The organism is Solilutibacter tolerans, from assembly GCF_900155935.1.
Classification (GTDB): domain Bacteria; phylum Pseudomonadota; class Gammaproteobacteria; order Xanthomonadales; family Xanthomonadaceae; genus Solilutibacter; species Solilutibacter tolerans.
Genome location: NZ_FTLW01000002.1, coordinates 84,449 through 101,694, shown reverse-complemented (window position 1 = coordinate 101,694; position 17,246 = coordinate 84,449). Strand labels below are relative to the sequence as shown.

The window sequence follows — 17,246 nt, the reverse complement described above, 5'->3', positions numbered from 1 at the left end:
TTCCGGTGACATGACCACGCACGATAAGTGACGCGGCGCACACATTGCGTACGCTAGCGAAGGGAGAGCCCTATTCACCGAGAGTACGCGGGAGGCAGTGCGGTCTCGTTGCGATGCAGATAACGATCACGCAGCTCGGTCTGACGCGACTTCATCGGCGTGGCGCGGCCGCCCATCCACACCTGGGTGGCGGTATGCGCAACGTCCAAGGGGTCGCCGGTCCATAGCGCTAGGTCGGCGCGTCGGCCGACAGCAATTCCGCCCACTTCATCGCCCACGCCGAAGGTCTGCGCAGGCACGCGGGTGAGCCCGGCCAGTGCGGCTTCCCATGGCATGCCGTAGGACACGGCGTTGCCGGCGACCTGTCGCATCTTGCGCGCATAGTGAGAACCGCTATCGCTCAAGGTAAAGGCGACATCCACGCCCGCGTTGCTCATGCGGGCGGCGTTCTCAAGCGTGGCGCCGATCTGGTCGAAGTCGCCTGGCAGGTTGGCCAAGGTATCGACGAACACCGGCACCTTGGCCGCGGCGATGCCATCCGCCACCTTCCAGCCTTCGCTGGCACCGACCAAGGCGATGCGGACATTGCGCGCCTTCGCCCAGCGCAGCACGCGGCGGATGTCCGAGGCGCGGTGCACGCCCACGGCCACGCGGCCACCGCCGCCGAAATATTTCGCCAACGTGGCCCGCCCTGCGGGCGTCAGCAATGCGAATTGCGAATCCTGCGGAATGCGGCCACGCACTTCGTCGATCAACTGGTCGAGGATCATCCATTGGCCCGCGCGCGAGCCGCCGGTGAGATTGGCACCATCGCCGCCTAACGCGATGAACAACACCTTCGGGCCGATGGGATCCAGGCTGCCATCGAAACGTACTGCGCCGCCCTGGCCACCGATGAACGAGCCGCCGGAATTCGGGCTTGCCGCGAGCATCGTCCAACCGAAGCCTTCCACGCGCGCGACCGGGATCAGCACCGACTCCGGGTTATAGGCCGTGGTGACATCGAACTCCGGACGCACCTGCATGTCCTTGTTGCCACTGCCGAGCGACAGACGGTGATCGACGGTCGCGGATTCGCCGCTCACCTCTTCTACGCCGATGTCGTTGATGCCGGCAAACAGCGCAGGCGTCAGCGGCTTGCCCTGCGCATCCAACACGGGCGCGTTGCCGCCATTGAGGCCACGGCCAATCGCGCTGATCCGGCCGTTGCGCACCAGCACATCAGTGCCTTGCAAGGTGCCTTGGCTGGTTGCGGTGTGCACGGTGGCGTTGCGGATCAGCAGGTCCTGCGCCAACACGGTGGTGGAGGCGAGCGCCAGTGCGCCGCCGATGGCGAGTTGTTTCATCATCAGGCGCTTCATTTCGCTTCTCCCTGCATCAGGTCCTGGCCCAGCATGAAGTCGGATTTGGGTTGCAGCTTCGGATCGCGGCGATCAAACAGCTTGGCGCCATCGATATAGACCTGCTCGGCTTGTGCATAACTGGAGAACGGGTTGCCGTTCCACACCACCACATCGCCCATTTTGCCGGGCTCCAGCGAGCCAGTGACATCGTCGATGCCCATCGACTTGGCCGCGTTGATGGTGAGCCAGCGAATGGCGTGCTCGGGGCTGGTGTCGATGCCGATGCGTCGGCCATTCGCCATTACCTTGGCCGCTTCCTGGTTCAAGCGCTGGATGCCTTCACCCGAGTCGCTATGCACGATGGCGCAGCCGCCGGGCGCACGATCGACCAGCAGGATGTTCTCCTGGATGCCGTCGAAGCTCTCCATCTTGAAGCCCCACCAGTCGGCCCACAGTGCGCCGCAGACGCCTTCCGCGCCCAGGCGATCGGCCAGCTTGTAGGCCTCGACGCCGTGGTGGAAGGCGCTGATCTTGAAGCCGAACTCCTTGGCCAGATCCAGCATGATCGCCATTTCGTCGGCGCGATAGCAGTGGTTGTGCACGCGGATGTCGCCGTTGATCGCACCGGCGAGCGAATCCATCTTCAGGTCGCGCTTGCCACCACTGTCCTTGTTGGAGTCCTGCGCGCCCTTGCGCTTCTTCATATATTCGGCGGCATCAGTGAACGCTGCACGGAAACCGGCGATGTTGCCCATGCGCGTCGACGGACCGCCGCGGCTGCCATACACGCGCTTGGGGTTTTCACCGCAGGCCATCTTCAGGCCCCAAGGCGCGCCGGGGAATTTCATCCCTTGATACGTCGTGCTGTAGACGTTCTTGAGCGTCACCCCGCGACCGCCGATCAGGTTGGCCGAGCCCGGCAGGATCTGCAGCGAGGTCACGCCGCCCGCGAGCGCGGCGGCAAAACCCGGGTCCTGCGGCCAGATGGAATGCTCGGCCCAGACCTGTGCGGTGACGGGTGAGGTCGCTTCGTTGCCATCGCTGTGCGCCGATGCCGCGGGGCTGGGATACACACCCAAGTGCGAATGCACGTCGATGATGCCGGGGGTGATCCACTTGCCGCTGGCATCGACACGCACTGCATTGCTGGGGGCTTCCAGATTCGCACCGACGGCGACGATCTTGCCGTCCTGCATCAACACGCCCGCGTTTTCGATGCGACCGCCCTTTCCATCCAGCACGGTCGCGCCGGTGAGCAACACCGGCCCGGACGGGATGCGTTTATAGGTGCTGGGGTACGGATCATCGGTGAACAGCGGCGCGCGCGTTACGCTGCTGCCATCGCCCTCTGCTTGCTTTGCCGGTGGCGTACTGGCGCAGGCGGCCAGGATCAGGGCCGCACAGGCGGCAAGGGCGGTCTTTTGCATGTCGTGATTCCCCGTGTGAACGCTCAACCTAGCCCGTGCGGGCGGGCCTGCCAACCCTGCCAAAAGTCCGGGGGGATAGACTGGCTTCACGTTTCAGAGGTGAGTGCACCCATGGTTGATGCGAATCCTGCAGAGATCGTTGCGTTCTGGCGTGATGCAGGCGCGCCCAAATGGTTCAACGGGGGGCAGGAGTTCGATGCCGACTGCCGTCACCGCTTCGAAGAGGCGCATCAGGCCGCCGCGCGCGGGGAATTGGCAGCTTGGTTGAACGATGCCGAGTCGTCATTGGCTTTGTTGATCCTGCTGGACCAGATTCCGCGCAATATTTATCGGGATAGCGGCCACGCGTTTGCAACCGATGGCCTGGCCCGACGTTACGCCCGCGAGGCGCTCAAGGCAGGCCACGACGCGCATTGCGAAGCCGATCTGCGTGGCTTCTTCTACCTGCCGTTCGAGCATTCGGAATCGATGGCCGACCAGCATCGCTCAGTCGAGTTGTTCGCCGCCCTCGACAACCACGTGATGTACGAGTTCGCGCTCAAGCACCGCGAGGTGATCGAGAAATTCGGGCGCTTCCCGCATCGCAATGCTGCGCTCGGGCGTGTCAGTACACCGGACGAGTTGGCATGGCTGGAAGCGGGCGGCGGGTTCTGAAGTCGGATCAGTAGCGCGGCACGGCCGGGTCAAACGCCGCCCACGCATCGATGCCGCCGACGACGTTGTAGACCTCGCCAAAACCCAGTTGGCGGAAATGCTCCGCCGCTTGCGCGCTGCGTCCGCCGTGGTGGCAGAGGAAGGCGATGGGCGTGTCTTTCGGCAAGGCTTCGATTGCCTCTACGCCATCATCCAAATCACGATGTGCAACTGGCGCGATTGCCAGCGATCGTTCATCGCGCGGACGCACATCCACCAGTGTCAACGTACCCGTGCGCACGCGCGCCTCGGCTTCGGCGGGGCTGAGATTGCGCACTGGCTTAGGCGCATTCGGGTTATCGATGATGAGGCCCTTGCCGCGTGCGTCATCGGCGAAATCCAGCGTCAGTCCATCGGCGCGGCGCAGGTCGCTGACTGGAAACTGCAGGGTCACACCATCGACATTCACCAGTACCGCATGATCATCGGGCTGCACCAGATGCAAGCGCGTACGGAAATTCGGGTCGATGGCGATCTCCACCACCATCTCGCCACCGGCATCGCTGATGGCTTGTTTCAGCATCGCCTGCGCGCTGGGCGTGACCGTGACCTGTGGCGGCGTGCGGTCGGGCGGCGGCAGGCCGAGCGCCTGCTGCAACTCGCCGCTCGCGGCCATCTGCACGATGATGTCGCTGCCGCCCACCAACTCGCCGCCGATGTACAACTGCGGAATCGTTGGCCAATCGCCGTAATGCTTGATGCCCTCGCGGATCTCGGGGTCAGAGAGCACGTCCACGTGTGCGAAGGACACCCCCAAGCCTTTCAATGTGCCAGCCGCTTGCGAGGAGAAGCCGCATTGCGGGGCATCCGGCTGGCCCTTCATGAACAGGACGATGCGATTTGCGGCGAGGAGGTCGTCGATACGCTGGCGAAGTGCGGGATCGAGGGACATGGCGATGGCTCCGGGGGAATGCGTCAATTCTACGCCGTGGCATGATTTGTCGATGCAAGACGCCCAGCTACATCAACCGCCCACACGTCCGTATCGCTGGTGGCTATGGCTTGTCGCCAGCCAGTTAGTGGTCGCATGGGTGTGGTGGCGGCTCGGCTGGCAGATCGGACTGCCCTTTATGGTGGCGACGCATCTGCCATTCTGGTGGGGCGTGTTGTGGCCGTATTCCCGGATGTACGGCCCGGTGCTGAGCCGATTGCCGGGCGATGCGCCACGCGTATGGCTGACCATTGACGATGGCCCTTCGGCTGACACGCGCACCTTGCTGGACATGCTCGATGCGCACGATGCGAAAGCGACGTTCTTTTTGGTGGCCGAGCGTGCCGCCGCACGACCCGATCTGGTCAAGGAAATCGTGTTGCGCGGCCATGACATCGGTAACCACAGCAATAGGCATCCGCAGGCTTGGTTCTGGGCGTTGGGGCCGCGCCGCATGCGCGATGAAATCAGCAGCGCGCAAACGACATTGACGGACTTGGCCGGCCGCGCACCACGCTGGTTCCGCGCCGTGGTGGGGATGTCCAACCCATTTGTGCAGGCACCGTTGCGCGACCTTAATTTGGCGCGTGTCGCCTGGAGTGCGCGTGGGTTCGATGGCGTGGGGCGTAGTGCGGATGCGGTAATGTCGCGTCTGAAACCGAGCCTCTCGCCAGGCGCCATCGTATTGCTGCACGAAGGTGGTGCGGATGGGCGACACATCGAAGTGATGCGCCGCGTGCTTGAAATACTCGAAGATCGCGGGCTGCGAGCGGAGCTGCCTTAAAGCTGGCTTTCTGCGGGCTTTTCAGCCACCACCAGCCAATTGTTGAACGGCGTGTTGCCGTGCAATGGCTTGAACTGCGCAGTCAAGCTGTGCCGATCAAAACGCGCGCGCAACTCTTCAAGGCTGGGATAACGCGTCGGACGTGCCCGCATCCAACCCCATAGCGAAGACAATCGATCGACCAAGACGGTGATACCGGCGCGGGCGCTGCCGTCGGTCAAACCAGTTCGAATGATGAGTTTTCCACCCGGTGCCAAACGCGCGATGGCCGATTCCACAAGCGCATTCTGGCTGGTGGTATCGGGCAGGAATTGCAGCACATCCAAAATGCAGACATCGCCGAAGTGAGCGGGCAAGCCGCTGGCTGCGTCGCCTACTTCAAAGCGCGAGTTATCGAGGCCTTTGCGTACACGGCCCGCCTCTGCGTATTTGATTTTCCGCGCATCGAAATCCACCCCGAGGTAGGGTGATGCAATGCCATCCGCACGCATGCGCTGAGCGAGCAGCCCGATGCCGCAGCCAACATCCAGCACAGGCAGAGTGCGGCCGCGCAAGGCATCGCATACGCCGTCATAGAGTGGGTCGGTCGCGAGTTTGCTCAGCGCGTAGTAATAGTGGTGTCGGTCAAATGGGCGCGACGGGTCCAGAAAGGCGCGTGCGATGGCGCGATGCTCAGCTTTCATGCGCCCTGCAGTGCATTGCGCCCGGCGGACAGGGCGAGACGCGTCCATTCGGCGTATTGCGTCGCCGAGGGGTGCAGCCCGTCATCTACCAGCATGCCGGGAGTGCTGCCCAGTTCGCGGCTGAGCGGTGTGATATCGACGAAGGCCGCGCCGTGCGCTTCGCACATCGTGTGGATGTGGGTGTTGTAGGCATCCAACTCGTGCGCGACGGTCGCGGCGTCACGGCCCTCTTTCGCGGCATACGGCGTCGTGCCCCAGTCGGGTATCGATAGCACCGTCACCCCTGCAGCCCCGCGCTTGCTCAACAATTCCGCACGATGGAACAACGTGTCGAAGCCGGTGGCGAATTCGGGTAGCGGGCGATGCCGGTATTGATCGTTCACGCCGATCAAAAGGCTGACGAAATCCCACTCGCCATTGACCAAGGCGGCCTCGTCCATCGCATGAGCCAACTCGTCGGTGGTCCAGCCGGTGGTGGCGATGATGTGTGGGTCACGCAATGGAATCTGCAGTTGTCGTAAAGCCGTGGCGAGTTGCACCGGCCAGCGGGCCGTTTCGTCCACGCCTTCGCCAATGGTGTAGCTGTCGCCGAGGGCGAGATAGCTGAGTGTCGTCATCGAATCCTTCCGTTGGCGTTTTTTACACCCTGCCACAGTCTCGTGTCAGGCGCTCGCACGCTGGCGAACGGCTGCATCGGCGCGGCGCGAGAGCACGCGATCAATGCGTTTGAACACATCGCGTAATTGATCAGCTTCCGGCAGCAGGGTGACGCGGAAATGATTGCGATACGGTACGTTGAAGCTGGAGCCCGGTACGATCAACACGTCCTCGTGCTCTAGCAATTCCAGCGCGAAGGCATGGTCGTCAAAGCCTTGTGCGGCGTCGCCCACCACCTGCGGGAATCCGTACAGCGCGCCTTGCGGTGGCACCAGCGACAGATGTGGGCTGGCCTCGCAGCATTCGATCAATGCGCGCCGCGTTTCGTACAAGCGTCCGCCTGGCGCAGTCAGTGCGCTGACGGTATCGCCGCCGTGCAGTGCGGCGCGAATCGCGAATTGGCCCGGCACGTTGGCGCACAGGCGCAGCGCGCCGAGCAGGTCCAGCGCGTGGTGATAGGGGCCGATCACGGTCGGGTCACCCGACAACATCGCCCAGCCCACGCGCCAGCCACAGGCGCGATGCACTTTTGACAGGCCGCCGAAGGACAGGCAAGGCAAATCACCCGCTAGCGGTGCGAGGGGCTGGAAGGTGGCGTCGTCGTACAGGATGTGGTCGTAGATCTCGTCCGCCATCAGTACCAGTCGGTACTTGCGGGCGATGGCGACGATTTTTTCGAGCAGCTCGCGCGGGTAACTGGCGCCGGTTGGGTTGTTCGGGTTGATCAGCACCAACGCGCGGGTGCGGCTGGAAATCAGCTTCTCGATCTCGGCCGGATCAGGCAAGAAACCGTTTTCCGGGCGACAGGCGTAATACACCGGGCGGCCATCGTTGAGGATCGTCGCTGCCGACCACAGTGGATAGTCGGGCGAGGGCAGTAGTACTTCATCGCCTGGGTTCAGTAGCGCACGCAGGGCGATGTCGATGAGTTCGCTGACGCCATTGCCGATAAACACGCGTTCGGGCGATGCATTCGGCGTGCCGCGTTCGCGGTGGAATTCGGCCACGGCCTCGCGCGCGTCGGGCAGGCCCTGCTGATGCGTATATGGGTCGGTCTGTTCGATCTGGTCGGCGATCGCGCGTTGCAGGTGCTCCGGCGCGCGGAAGCCAAACGCGCCCGGGTTGCCGATATTGAGCTTGACCAAGGTGCGGCCTTGCATTTCCAGCTCTCGGGCTCGCCGGGCCAGTTCTCCGCGGATCTCGTAACGGACTTCGGACAGGCGATGGCGGGTGGCGAGGGCAGGCGATGACATCGGCAGAGGTGCGGGCAGTTGAATTGAGCCGCGAGCGTAGCGCAAAGCACGCATTCACGCCGCACTGCGCTGCCTGGGTTCATTAGAATCGCGGGATGAAGACCTGCCGCTCCTTCGCTTGAACCTCGACGTCGACGCCCTGATGGGGATCGGCTGGCCCGCGCGCGATGCCTGGCCGGCCGGATGGGAGGCCGTCATCGCTGAACAGCCAGCAGCCCGCCCGGCGCGGGTCACCGAGCAGCATCGCTCGGGGTACGTGGTCGCTGAGTCCATCGACGATGCGCAGTCGGCCGAATCACTGCCCGATTGGCAGCGCCCGCGTTGCGAGCCGACCAGCCGCGCGGCCGTCGGTGACTGGGTGTTGGTGGAAGGCGAGGCCGGCAAGTTGCGCATCGTGGCGCTGTTGCCGCGTATCAGCGTGATAAAGCGCGCGGCGGCGGGAGAACACTACAAGCAGCAATTGATCGCAGCCAACGTCGACACCGCGTTCGTGGTCACAGGGCTGGATGCGGATTTCAACGTGCGACGCATCGAACGCTATCTGCTGCTCTTGAAAGGCGGCGGCGTGGAGCCCGTAGTTGTGTTGACCAAGCAAGACATCGCGAACGATGCGCCCGGCGCCGTCGCTGCACTGGCGATGCTGGCCGAGCAGGACATTCCCGTGCGCAGCATCAATGCGCGCGAAGCCGATAGCGTCGCCGCCTTGCACCCATGGCTTGGCCCGGGCAAGACGGTGGTGCTGGTGGGTTCGTCAGGGGCGGGCAAGTCAACGCTGACCAACACGTTGCTAGGCCGCAGCAAAATGAAGACGGCGGCGGTGCGTGAAAGCGATGCGCGCGGTCGCCACACCACGACGCACCGCGCCTTGATCGCGATGCCGCAGGGTGCGTGTTTGATCGATACACCGGGCATGCGTGAGCTCAAGCCCACCGGCGAAGAGCAGTTGGACGAAGCGGCCTTTGCCGATGTCGAGGCCTTGGCCGCGCAATGCCGCTTCCGCGATTGTCGCCATGAAAACGAGCCTGGTTGCGCCTTGCTGGCTGCCGTCGAGCGTGGCGAGCTGGACCCGGGCCGATTCGCCAACTACCTGAAACTACGCGATGAGTTGGCCGCTGCCGCGCAGGTGCTGGAAACGCGTTTGGCGAAGCCCGCCGAGGTGAAGAAGCCGCCCAAGCGCCCTTCACCGCGTCAAAGCGACGATGACGATTACGGCGACGAGTACGATCACTTCAGATGAGCGACCACGACGACATCAGTCATTACGCGGGACTCGACGCGCGCATGCTCAAGGCGGCGCGCAGCCTTCGCATCCTCACACTGATGAGTTGGCCAGCCAGTTTCCAGCAACCCTTTCTGGAAAGTTGGCATGCAGGTAATCCGCAGTTGCCGCAAGTCGAATATCCGAAGCATGATTTCTCGGATGCGCGGCGTGAACTGGATGCCGTGGCCGAAGAGGCTGATGTCACCCATCCACTGGGCCTTTACTTGTGCGAGTCCGCGCGCAGCTGGTCGACCGCCGCGCGCATGCTGGAAGTGCTGGGCACGAGCGAGGTCGCCAAATATTCCATCGAGCTCTACGGCCAGCCCGACCAGCCCTTGCCCGGCAATGGCCCGACCACCCGCGAGGCAGCGCAGCATTTCATCGGCATCGCCAGCGAGCTGGACCACGAGTTGCTCTCACCCGAGGAAACCGTGCCGATTTCAGCCATCGCTCTGCAGTTGCAACTGCAGCAGGTACTCGATGACTTCTTCGATGGCAGGATGATCACCGTCGAGCTGGACCCGGACCTGATCGCCAAGGCCGCGGCAGGTGCGACACGTATTCGTCTGCGCTCCAGCGCAATATTCACCGACTACGACCGCGACCAGTTGTTGCAGCACGAAGCCTTCGTGCATTCGCTGACCGCATTGAATGGCCGCTTGCAGCCTTCGCTGAAGAGTTTGGAATTGCCATCGCCTCGCACCACCGCAACTCAGGAAGGGCTCGCGACCTTTGCCGAGCAAATCACCGGCAGCACCGACATCGAACGGATGAAACGCGTCAGCTTGCGCATCGAGGCGGTGGCGATGGCGCTGGATGGTGCCGACTTCATCGATGTCTTCCGTTATTTCCTTGAAACCGGCGGCCAGCGGGAGTCTGAGAGTTTTGCCTCGGCGCAGCGCGTGTTCCGCGGCGTGCCGACCACGGGTGGCGCGGCCTTCACCAAGGACACGGTCTACCTGCGCGGTCTTGTCGGCGTGCACACCTTTTATCGCTGGTCGCTCAGGCAGGACCGCCTGCGGTTGGGGCGCTTTCTGTTTGCGGGGAAGATGACGCTGGAGGATGTTCAGCGTTTCGAACCCTTGTTCGATGCCGGGGTGTTGGCCCCGCCACGCTGGCTGCCGCGTTGGGCCGCACGCGCCAATGGCCTGGCCGGGATGCTGGCCTTCTCGCTCTTCGCCAACAAAATCCGGCTGGACCAGATTTCCGACCAGCTGACCCTCAACGACGTCTGATCGCAGGCCGGCTGGCGGCAGGGCGGCGTTACAATCACGGCACGTCCCCCATGGATTGATGCGCGATGTCGCAGCAGGAAGATCTGAAGAACGCCGCCCTCGAGTACCACCGCCTGCATCCGCCGGGCAAGATCGCGGTGAACGCGACCAAGCCGATGGTGACCCAGCGCGACCTGTCGCTGGCCTATTCGCCGGGCGTCGCCTACGCCTGCGAGGCGATCGTCGAAGATCCGAACGCCGCCAGCGAGATGACCGCGCGCGGCAATCTGGTCGCGGTGATTACCAACGGCACCGCGGTGCTGGGCCTGGGCGACATCGGCCCGCTCGCCGGCAAGCCGGTGATGGAAGGAAAGGGCATCTTGTTCAAGAAGTTCGCCGGCATCGACGTATTCGACATCGAAATCGACGAGCGCGACCCCGACAAACTGGTCGAGATCATCGCCTCGCTCGAGCCGACCTTCGGCGGCATCAATCTGGAAGATATCAAGGCACCGGAATGCTTCATCGTCGAGCGCAAGCTGCGCGAGCGGATGAACATCCCGGTCTTCCACGACGACCAGCACGGCACCGCGATCATCGTCGGTGCCGCGGTGCTCAATGCGTTGGAAGTTGCCGGCAAGAAAATCGAAGACGTGAAGTTGGCCACCACCGGCGCAGGCGCGGCGGGTATTGCTTGCCTCGACATGCTGGTGGCGCTGGGCATGAAGCCCGAGAACATCGTCGCGTTCGATCGCGGCGGCGTGATCCATTCGGGGCGCGAAGACCTGGACCCCGACAAGCGCCGCTATGCGCGCGACACCGACAAGCGCACGCTCGAGGAGATCGTCAACGGCGCGGACCTCTTCCTCGGACTGTCGGCGGGCGGCATCCTGAAACCCGAGATGGTCGCGACGATGGCCAAGCAGCCGATCATTCTGGCGCTGGCCAATCCGCATCCGGAAATCCTGCCGGAAGAGGCCAAGGCCGTGCGTCCGGACGCGATCATCGCCACCGGCCGCAGCGACTATCCCAACCAGGTAAACAACGCACTCTGCTTCCCCTACATTTTTCGCGGCGCGCTGGATGCGGGCGCGAGTGAAATCAACGAAGCGATGAAGCTCGCCTGCGTGCGTGCGATCGCTGCGCTCGCAAGGATGGAGGCAAGTGATCTGGGCAGTGCCTACGCGGGTGAGGTGCCGAAATTCGGCCCGGAGTATTTGATCCCGCGCCCGTTTGATCCGCGCCTGATCCAGGTGATTGCACCGGCCGTCGCGCAAGCGGCGGCGGACTCTGGCGTGGCCGCGCGCCCGATCACCGATATGCCGGCCTACGAAGAGAAGCTGGGCCAGTTCGTGCACAAGACCGGCTTGATGATGAAGCCGGTCTACGAGCGTGCGCGGGCTGATCGCAAGCGCGTGGTGTACGCGGAGGGCGAGGAATACACCGTGCTGCGTGCCGTGCAGACGGTGATCGATGAGAAGCTGGCCTACCCGATTTTGGTCGGTCGCCCGGAAGTCATCAGCCGCCGCATCGAGAAATTCGGCTTGCGCATGCGCCCCGGCGTGGATTTCGAGCTGACCAACATCAACGATGATCCGCGCTTCAACGAATACTGGCAGGCCTATCACGCACGCAACGCGCGCAAGGGAATTACGGAAGATGCAGCGAAGAATTTGATTCGCTCGCGCCCCACTTTGGTTGCCGCCTTGATGGTCGAGCGTGGTGAAGCCGATGCGCTGATTTGCGGTGTGGTCGGCCGTTATCACAAGAAGCTGGGCTATCTGCTCAGTGTGTTCGATTTCGAACCGGGCGTGACGGGAACGGCGGCGATGACCGGCGTCATCAATGACGATGGTGCGTGGTTCTTTGTCGATACGCATGTGCAGGTGGACCCGTCTGCCGAGCAGATCGCGCAGGCGACGATGCAGGCCAGCTGGCGGTTGAAGCTGTTCGGCATTGAGCCGAAGGCGGCGCTGCTCTCGCACTCCAACTTCGGCAGCCATCTGGATGCCTCGGCGGCGAAGATGCGCCGTGCACGAGAATTGATCGTCGAGAAAGTGCCCAAGCTGGAGATCGATGGCGAGATGATGGCCGACACGGCGTGGGACGAAGCGCTGCGTCAGCGCATCTTCCCGACGACGACGCTGAGCGGGCGCGCCAATCTCTTGGTCATGCCGAATCTGGATGCAGCCAACATCGGCTACAACTTGATTCGCGTAGCGACCGGCGGTGTGGCGATCGGGCCGATCCTGATGGGGCTTGATAAACCTGCGCACGTATTGACGCCTGCGGCAACGCCCCGCCGTGTGGTCAACATGACGGCGATTGCAGCGGTGGATGCGCAATTGCGCGCTGCGAGACGAGCACGTTAAGGGCATACGCATGGATGCGCGCCGGCCCTCGCTGAATGTGATCGCATGGAACAATGGCGTGGGTCTCAGCCGCGACATGACGCTGCTGCAGGAAGCCTTGTCCAAAGCAGGTTTCGACGTCAGCCTGACCCGCATCGGTCGCGGAAAGCTGCGCAAATGGTTTCGTCCATCGCTGGTGCGTGCACGCCATGCCCTGCGTCGCATGCTGGGTAGATCGCCCAGACATGACGCGACCTTGATGCTTGAACATATTCGTCCGGAAGAGTTCGGTGGTGCGCGATTGCATTTCTTCGTGCCAAATCCAGAGTGGTGTCTTGAAAGTGATTTGGTGGTTTTGCCGCAAATCGATGCAGTGCTGACCAAGACGCACCACGCCAGCGAGATTTTTTCCAAGCGGGGTCGGCCGGTTTCGCATATCGGATTCACCAGCGAAGATCGCCACGACCCATCCGTTCCGCGTGAGCGTGCGTTCTTCCATCTCGCCGGGCGCAGTGCGAACAAGGGCACGGCGGCGTTGTGCGCGTTGTGGGCAAGTCATCCCGAATGGCCGGTGCTGACCATCGTTCAAAGTCGTCGCAGCGCAGTGCCGGTCACGCAAGCCGAGAACATCGATTACCGGCTGGATTATCTGGATGATGCCGAGCTACGCCGGCTTCAAAACGCACATTGGTTCCATCTTTGCCCTTCGGAAACCGAAGGTTTTGGCCATTACCTGCTCGAGGCGATGAGTGTGGGCGCCATCGCCATCACGACGGATGCCCCGCCGATGAATGAGTTGGTCGCTTGCGAACGTGGCCTGCTGGTTCGGTATGCAAGGACCGGTACGCAGAATCTTGCGACCACGTTCTATTTCGATGAAGTTGCAATGGAAGCGGCGATATCCGCTGCGATAGCAATGACCGAGGACGAAGTCCGCGCCATGGGCGCATCGGCACGCGATTGGTTCATTGCAAACCACCAGTCTTTCCCCCAGCGCCTTCATGCAGCCGTTTCGCCGTTGCTGACAGCCGCGTCGGCCTCGCATGGCTAATTGCAAGCTTTGCGAATCGAAGGCGAATGAGTGCGGGCGCAAGCTCATCCTGGATAAATACGATGCGCGCTACCTGCGTTGTAGCGCATGTGACTATGTCTGGGTCGAATCACCGCATTGGCTGGACGAGGCGTATTCCAATGCCATCGCTGCACTCGATACCGGCATCGTGGTCCGAAACCTGTGGTTGCGCGATGCCTGCTGTGCACTGTTGGGCAGCAGCTTCCGTGACGTCAAGACGCTGGTGGATCACGGCGGCGGTACCGGCCTGTTCGTCCGCTTGATGCGTGATCGCGGGCATGACGCGTACTGGTCGGACAAGCATTGCGACAACTTGCTGGCGCGCGGTTTCGATGCCGATCCGGAGGCGCGCTACGACCTGCTCACCGCTTTCGAGTTGGTCGAGCATCTGGAAGAGCCCATGGTCGAGTTCCAGCGCCTATATGCTCGCGCGCCCAGGTTGCTGATCTCCACCGAGCTTCAGCCCAGCGACCCAGGGCGACTGATGGACTGGCATTACCTGGCACCCGAGGCAGGCCAGCACATTGGATTTTTCACTCGCCGGAGCCTGGAAGTGGTGGCGGAACGGCTTGGCCTGGTGTTGTCCAGCAACAACCGCAATTTGCATGTGCTTGCGCCCGATCGCGTCAGTGATCGCTGGCTCTACCTTTTGCGCAAACCCGTGTGGGCCTCGAAATGGGCATGGATGGGCAGTCGCAAGGGATTGGCGCATCGCGATACCGAGCTCCAGTTGCGGCGTCTCCGGGGCGGCTGAGGCAAGATTGGTCACATAGCTGCGGCATCGATAAATATTGCACGGGTAATAATAAAATCCGTACGTTTGCGTGTGCGCTGGCTTGCTAGACTCGCCCTCATCCAAGACGAAACGATGGCAGGGTGCCCATGAACTGGCTCAACGAAATGCTCCAGAACGATCCTGATCCGACCGAAACCCGCGAATGGGTGGAGTCGATCAAGTCGGTGATCGATGTGCAAGGCCCTGAGCGCGCACATCAGCTCTTGGAAGGCATGGTGGAGCTGACTCGCCGCGCTGGCGCGCATCTGCCGTTTGCGCCGACCACCGACTACATCAACACCATTCCTACGCGCCTGGAACCCAAGTTCCCGGGCGATGCGCAAATGGAGTGGCGCATTCGCTCGATGATCCGCTGGAACGCGATGGCCATGGTGGTCCGTGCCAACCGCAAGCCGGGCGATCTGGGCGGTCATATCGCCAGCTTCGCGAGCTCGGCCACGTTGTATGACGTTGGCTTCAACCATTTCTGGCGTGCACCGTCGGAAAATCACCCGGGTGACCTGCTCTACATCCAGGGACACAGCTCGCCGGGTATCTATGCGCGCGCCTTCCTCGAAGGCCGCATAAACGAATCGCAGCTTGATCACTTCCGCATGGAAGTCGATGGCAAGGGCATCAGCTCCTATCCGCACCCGTGGTTGATGCCGGATTTCTGGCAGACGCCGACCGTGTCGATGGGCCTCGGCCCGCTTGCCGCTATCTATCAGGCGCGTCATTGGAAGTACATGGAAGCGCGCGGCCTGATGCCGAAGTCCGACCGCAAGGTGTGGTGCTTCCTGGGTGATGGCGAGACGGACGAGCCGGAAAGCCTGGGTGCGATTTCGGTTGCCGGTCGCGAAGGTCTGGACAACCTCGTCTTCGTCATCAACTGCAACCTGCAGCGTCTTGACGGCCCGGTGCGCGGCAACGGCAAGATCATCCAGGAGCTGGAAGGCAACTTCCGCGGCGCTGGCTGGAACGTGCTGAAACTCGTCTGGGGCAGCTACTGGGATCCGCTCCTCGCGCAAGACCGCGACGGCATGCTGAAGAAGTTGATGATGGAAACCGTCGACGGCGAATACCAGAACTGCAAGGCCTTCGGCGGTGCGTACACGCGCGAACATTTCTTCGGCAAGTATCCAGAGACGGCAGCGCTGGTCGCGAACATGTCGGACGAGGATATCTGGCGTTTGAATCGCGGTGGCCACGATCCGCACAAGGTCCACGCCGCCTATGACGCCGCGATGAAAACCGAAGGCATGCCGACCGTGATCCTGGCCAAGACGGTCAAGGGCTATGGCATGGGCACGGCGGGCGAAGCGCTCAACCCGACCCACCAGACCAAGAAGCTGGATGACGATTCGGTGCGCACCTTCCGTGATCGCTTCAAGCTGGACATCCCGGACGAAGCCTTCAAGGACGGCGCGATTCCCTTCCTGCACCCGGGGAAGGACTCGCCGGAAGTGCAGTACATGCTGGAGCGTCGCAACGCGCTGGGCGGCTTCCTGCCGCAACGTCGCCAGAAGGCCAGCACCTCGCTTGAAGTGCCGCAGCGTGATGCGTTCGAGCGCCTGACCAAATCCAGTGGCGAGCGCGAGATCAGCACGACCATGGCCTTCGTGCAGGCGCTCTCCATCGTGCTCCGCGACAAGCAAGTGGGCCCGCGTTGCGTGCCGATCGTCGCTGACGAGGCGCGCACCTTCGGCATGGAAGGCTTGTTCCGTCAGCTGGGCATCTATGCGCCGCGCGGGCAGAAGTACAAGCCGGTCGATGCCGACCAACTGATGTTCTATCGCGAGGACGCGGCCGGCCAAGTGCTGGAAGAAGGCATCACCGAAGCCGGCGCATTCGCCTCGTGGATGGCGGCGGCCACCAGCTACAGCACCAATGATGTGCAGATGCTGCCGTTCTACATCTACTACTCGATGTTCGGCTTCCAGCGCATCGGCGACTCCGCCTGGCAGGCCGCGGACATGCGTGCGCGCGGCTTCCTGCTGGGCGCCACCGCAGGCCGTACCACGCTCAATGGCGAAGGCCTGCAGCATGAGGACGGCCAGAGCCACATCCAGTCCAGCTTCATTCCCAATTGCCGCAGCTATGACCCGACCTTCCATTTTGAGGTGGTCACGCTCCTACAGCACGGCATGCAGCGCATGTTGACCGAACAGCGCGATGAGTACTGGTACCTCACGCTGATGAACGAAAACTACACCCACCCCGACATGCCCGAAGGCAGCGCCGACGGCATCATCAAGGGCATGTACTTGCTCAAGGATGCGGGCAAGGCGAAGAAGGGCGAGCTGCGCGTGCAGTTGATGGGCAGCGGTGTGATTTTGCGCGAGGCCATCGCGGCGGCGGAGTTGCTGGATGCCGAATTCGGCATCAAGTCGGATATCTGGAGTTGCCCGAGCTTCACCGAGCTCGCGCGCGATGGCGAAGATGCGACGCGATTCAACCGTCTCAACCCGCAGGCCAAGCAGAAGCGCGTGCCCTACGTGACCGAGTTGCTGGCGGGTCGCGCCGGTCCGGCGATTGCCGCGACCGATTACGTGCGCACCTTCGCCAACCAGATCCGCGAGTTCGTGCCGATGCGCTACGTGGTGTTGGGGACGGATGGCTTCGGCCGTAGCGACACGCGCGCCAACTTGCGTCGCCACTTCGAGGTCGATCGCTTCCACATCGCGCAGGCTGCAGTGTCTGCGCTGGCCGAAGAGGGCAAGCTGACCGACAAGGATGTGGCGCGTGCGATCAAGGCGTGGGGCATTGACGGAGCCAAGCCAAACCCGATCACGGTCTGACACG

Annotated in this window: 14 protein-coding genes; 8 read left to right on the top strand and 6 right to left on the bottom strand. The window is 62.8% G+C overall.

What is annotated here, in order from left to right; all coding sequences use genetic code 11:
- Nucleotides 1-74: 74 nt before the first annotated feature.
- Both BW989_RS03610 and BW989_RS03605 read right to left on the bottom strand, forming a co-directional pair.
- Complete coding sequence (locus BW989_RS03610; RefSeq protein WP_076585510.1) at nucleotides 75-1,361, bottom strand: amidohydrolase family protein; 1,287 nt, start codon at nucleotides 1,359-1,361, stop codon at nucleotides 75-77.
- Nucleotides 1,358-2,770 carry an amidohydrolase gene (locus BW989_RS03605; protein WP_083688192.1) on the bottom strand — a complete coding sequence of 471 codons (1,413 nt, stop codon included), beginning with the start codon at nucleotides 2,768-2,770 and terminating at the stop codon, nucleotides 1,358-1,360. The genes BW989_RS03610 and BW989_RS03605 overlap by 4 nt, the downstream gene beginning before the upstream one ends.
- A gap of 111 nt (nucleotides 2,771-2,881) precedes the next feature.
- On the opposite strand from BW989_RS03605, the gene BW989_RS03600 reads away from it, so the two are divergent.
- A complete protein-coding gene (locus tag BW989_RS03600; protein ID WP_076585508.1) occupies nucleotides 2,882-3,424 on the top strand; it encodes a DUF924 family protein in 543 nt (180 codons plus the stop codon).
- A gap of 7 nt (nucleotides 3,425-3,431) precedes the next feature.
- Here the strand turns inward: BW989_RS03600 and grxD are convergent, their stop codons facing one another.
- On the bottom strand, nucleotides 3,432-4,355 hold the full coding sequence (grxD, locus tag BW989_RS03595; protein ID WP_076585506.1) for a Grx4 family monothiol glutaredoxin: 924 nt from the start codon (nucleotides 4,353-4,355) through the stop codon (nucleotides 3,432-3,434).
- 52 nt (nucleotides 4,356-4,407) lie between these two features.
- Here grxD and BW989_RS03590 point away from each other — a divergent pair, with 52 nt between their 5' ends.
- On the top strand, nucleotides 4,408-5,178 hold the full coding sequence (locus BW989_RS03590) for a polysaccharide deacetylase family protein (protein WP_076586379.1): 771 nt from the start codon (nucleotides 4,408-4,410) through the stop codon (nucleotides 5,176-5,178).
- Here the strand turns inward: BW989_RS03590 and BW989_RS03585 are convergent.
- From BW989_RS03585 to BW989_RS03575, 3 genes are read right to left on the bottom strand one after another with little or no spacing between them, the layout of a single operon-like run.
- Nucleotides 5,175-5,861 (bottom strand): class I SAM-dependent methyltransferase, encoded by a 687-nt coding sequence (locus tag BW989_RS03585; protein WP_076585504.1) that lies wholly within the window; start codon nucleotides 5,859-5,861, stop codon nucleotides 5,175-5,177. The two genes, BW989_RS03590 and BW989_RS03585, sit on opposite strands and share 4 nt — an antisense overlap.
- Nucleotides 5,858-6,478, bottom strand: a complete 621-nt coding sequence (locus BW989_RS03580; RefSeq protein ID WP_076585502.1) for an SGNH/GDSL hydrolase family protein — start codon at nucleotides 6,476-6,478, stop codon at nucleotides 5,858-5,860. The genes BW989_RS03585 and BW989_RS03580 overlap by 4 nt, the downstream gene beginning before the upstream one ends.
- A 45-nt stretch (nucleotides 6,479-6,523) precedes the next feature.
- Nucleotides 6,524-7,771, bottom strand: a complete 1,248-nt coding sequence (locus BW989_RS03575) for an aminotransferase class I/II-fold pyridoxal phosphate-dependent enzyme (RefSeq protein WP_076585500.1) — start codon at nucleotides 7,769-7,771, stop codon at nucleotides 6,524-6,526.
- A 142-nt stretch (nucleotides 7,772-7,913) separates the two neighbouring features.
- On the opposite strand from BW989_RS03575, the gene rsgA reads away from it, so the two are divergent.
- From rsgA to aceE, 6 genes are all read left to right on the top strand, one after another.
- Nucleotides 7,914-9,008, top strand: coding sequence for a ribosome small subunit-dependent GTPase A (rsgA, locus tag BW989_RS03570; protein WP_076586377.1), 1,095 nt, complete (start codon nucleotides 7,914-7,916; stop codon nucleotides 9,006-9,008).
- Nucleotides 9,005-10,267, top strand: coding sequence for a flavohemoglobin expression-modulating QEGLA motif protein (locus BW989_RS03565; RefSeq protein WP_076585498.1), 1,263 nt, complete (start codon nucleotides 9,005-9,007; stop codon nucleotides 10,265-10,267). The genes rsgA and BW989_RS03565 overlap by 4 nt, the downstream gene beginning before the upstream one ends.
- Before the next feature lie 65 nt (nucleotides 10,268-10,332).
- The gene (locus BW989_RS03560; RefSeq protein WP_076585496.1) at nucleotides 10,333-12,618 is read left to right on the top strand and encodes an NADP-dependent malic enzyme; all 2,286 of its coding nucleotides are present in this window, start codon (nucleotides 10,333-10,335) and stop codon (nucleotides 12,616-12,618) included.
- Between the two features lie 10 nt (nucleotides 12,619-12,628).
- On the top strand, nucleotides 12,629-13,648 hold the full coding sequence (locus BW989_RS03555) for a glycosyltransferase (RefSeq protein ID WP_076585494.1): 1,020 nt from the start codon (nucleotides 12,629-12,631) through the stop codon (nucleotides 13,646-13,648).
- A complete protein-coding gene (locus BW989_RS03550) occupies nucleotides 13,641-14,423 on the top strand; it encodes a class I SAM-dependent methyltransferase (protein WP_076585492.1) in 783 nt (260 codons plus the stop codon). The genes BW989_RS03555 and BW989_RS03550 overlap by 8 nt, the downstream gene beginning before the upstream one ends.
- 128 nt (nucleotides 14,424-14,551) lie before the next feature.
- Nucleotides 14,552-17,242, top strand: a complete 2,691-nt coding sequence (gene aceE, locus BW989_RS03545) for a pyruvate dehydrogenase (acetyl-transferring), homodimeric type (protein WP_076585490.1) — start codon at nucleotides 14,552-14,554, stop codon at nucleotides 17,240-17,242.
- Nucleotides 17,243-17,246 lie beyond the last annotated feature (4 nt).

Bases quoted from the DNA above. Each gene is read 5' to 3' on its own strand.
- BW989_RS03555 (WP_076585494.1), top strand. From the start codon at position 12,629: ATGGATGCGCGCCGGCCCTCGCTGAATGTGATCGCATGGAACAATGGC.
- BW989_RS03550 (WP_076585492.1), top strand. From the start codon at position 13,641: ATGGCTAATTGCAAGCTTTGCGAATCGAAGGCGAATGAGTGCGGGCGC.
- BW989_RS03610 (WP_076585510.1), bottom strand. From the start codon at position 1,361: ATGAAGCGCCTGATGATGAAACAACTCGCCATCGGCGGCGCACTGGCG.
- BW989_RS03560 (WP_076585496.1), top strand. From the start codon at position 10,333: ATGTCGCAGCAGGAAGATCTGAAGAACGCCGCCCTCGAGTACCACCGC.
- aceE (WP_076585490.1), top strand. From the start codon at position 14,552: ATGAACTGGCTCAACGAAATGCTCCAGAACGATCCTGATCCGACCGAA.
- BW989_RS03575 (WP_076585500.1), bottom strand. From the start codon at position 7,771: ATGTCATCGCCTGCCCTCGCCACCCGCCATCGCCTGTCCGAAGTCCGT.
- BW989_RS03585 (WP_076585504.1), bottom strand. From the start codon at position 5,861: ATGAAAGCTGAGCATCGCGCCATCGCACGCGCCTTTCTGGACCCGTCG.
- BW989_RS03580 (WP_076585502.1), bottom strand. From the start codon at position 6,478: ATGACGACACTCAGCTATCTCGCCCTCGGCGACAGCTACACCATTGGC.
- BW989_RS03600 (WP_076585508.1), top strand. From the start codon at position 2,882: ATGGTTGATGCGAATCCTGCAGAGATCGTTGCGTTCTGGCGTGATGCA.
- BW989_RS03590 (WP_076586379.1), top strand. From the start codon at position 4,408: ATGCAAGACGCCCAGCTACATCAACCGCCCACACGTCCGTATCGCTGG.
- rsgA (WP_076586377.1), top strand. From the start codon at position 7,914: ATGGGGATCGGCTGGCCCGCGCGCGATGCCTGGCCGGCCGGATGGGAG.
- BW989_RS03605 (WP_083688192.1), bottom strand. From the start codon at position 2,770: ATGCAAAAGACCGCCCTTGCCGCCTGTGCGGCCCTGATCCTGGCCGCC.
- BW989_RS03565 (WP_076585498.1), top strand. From the start codon at position 9,005: ATGAGCGACCACGACGACATCAGTCATTACGCGGGACTCGACGCGCGC.
- grxD (WP_076585506.1), bottom strand. From the start codon at position 4,355: ATGTCCCTCGATCCCGCACTTCGCCAGCGTATCGACGACCTCCTCGCC.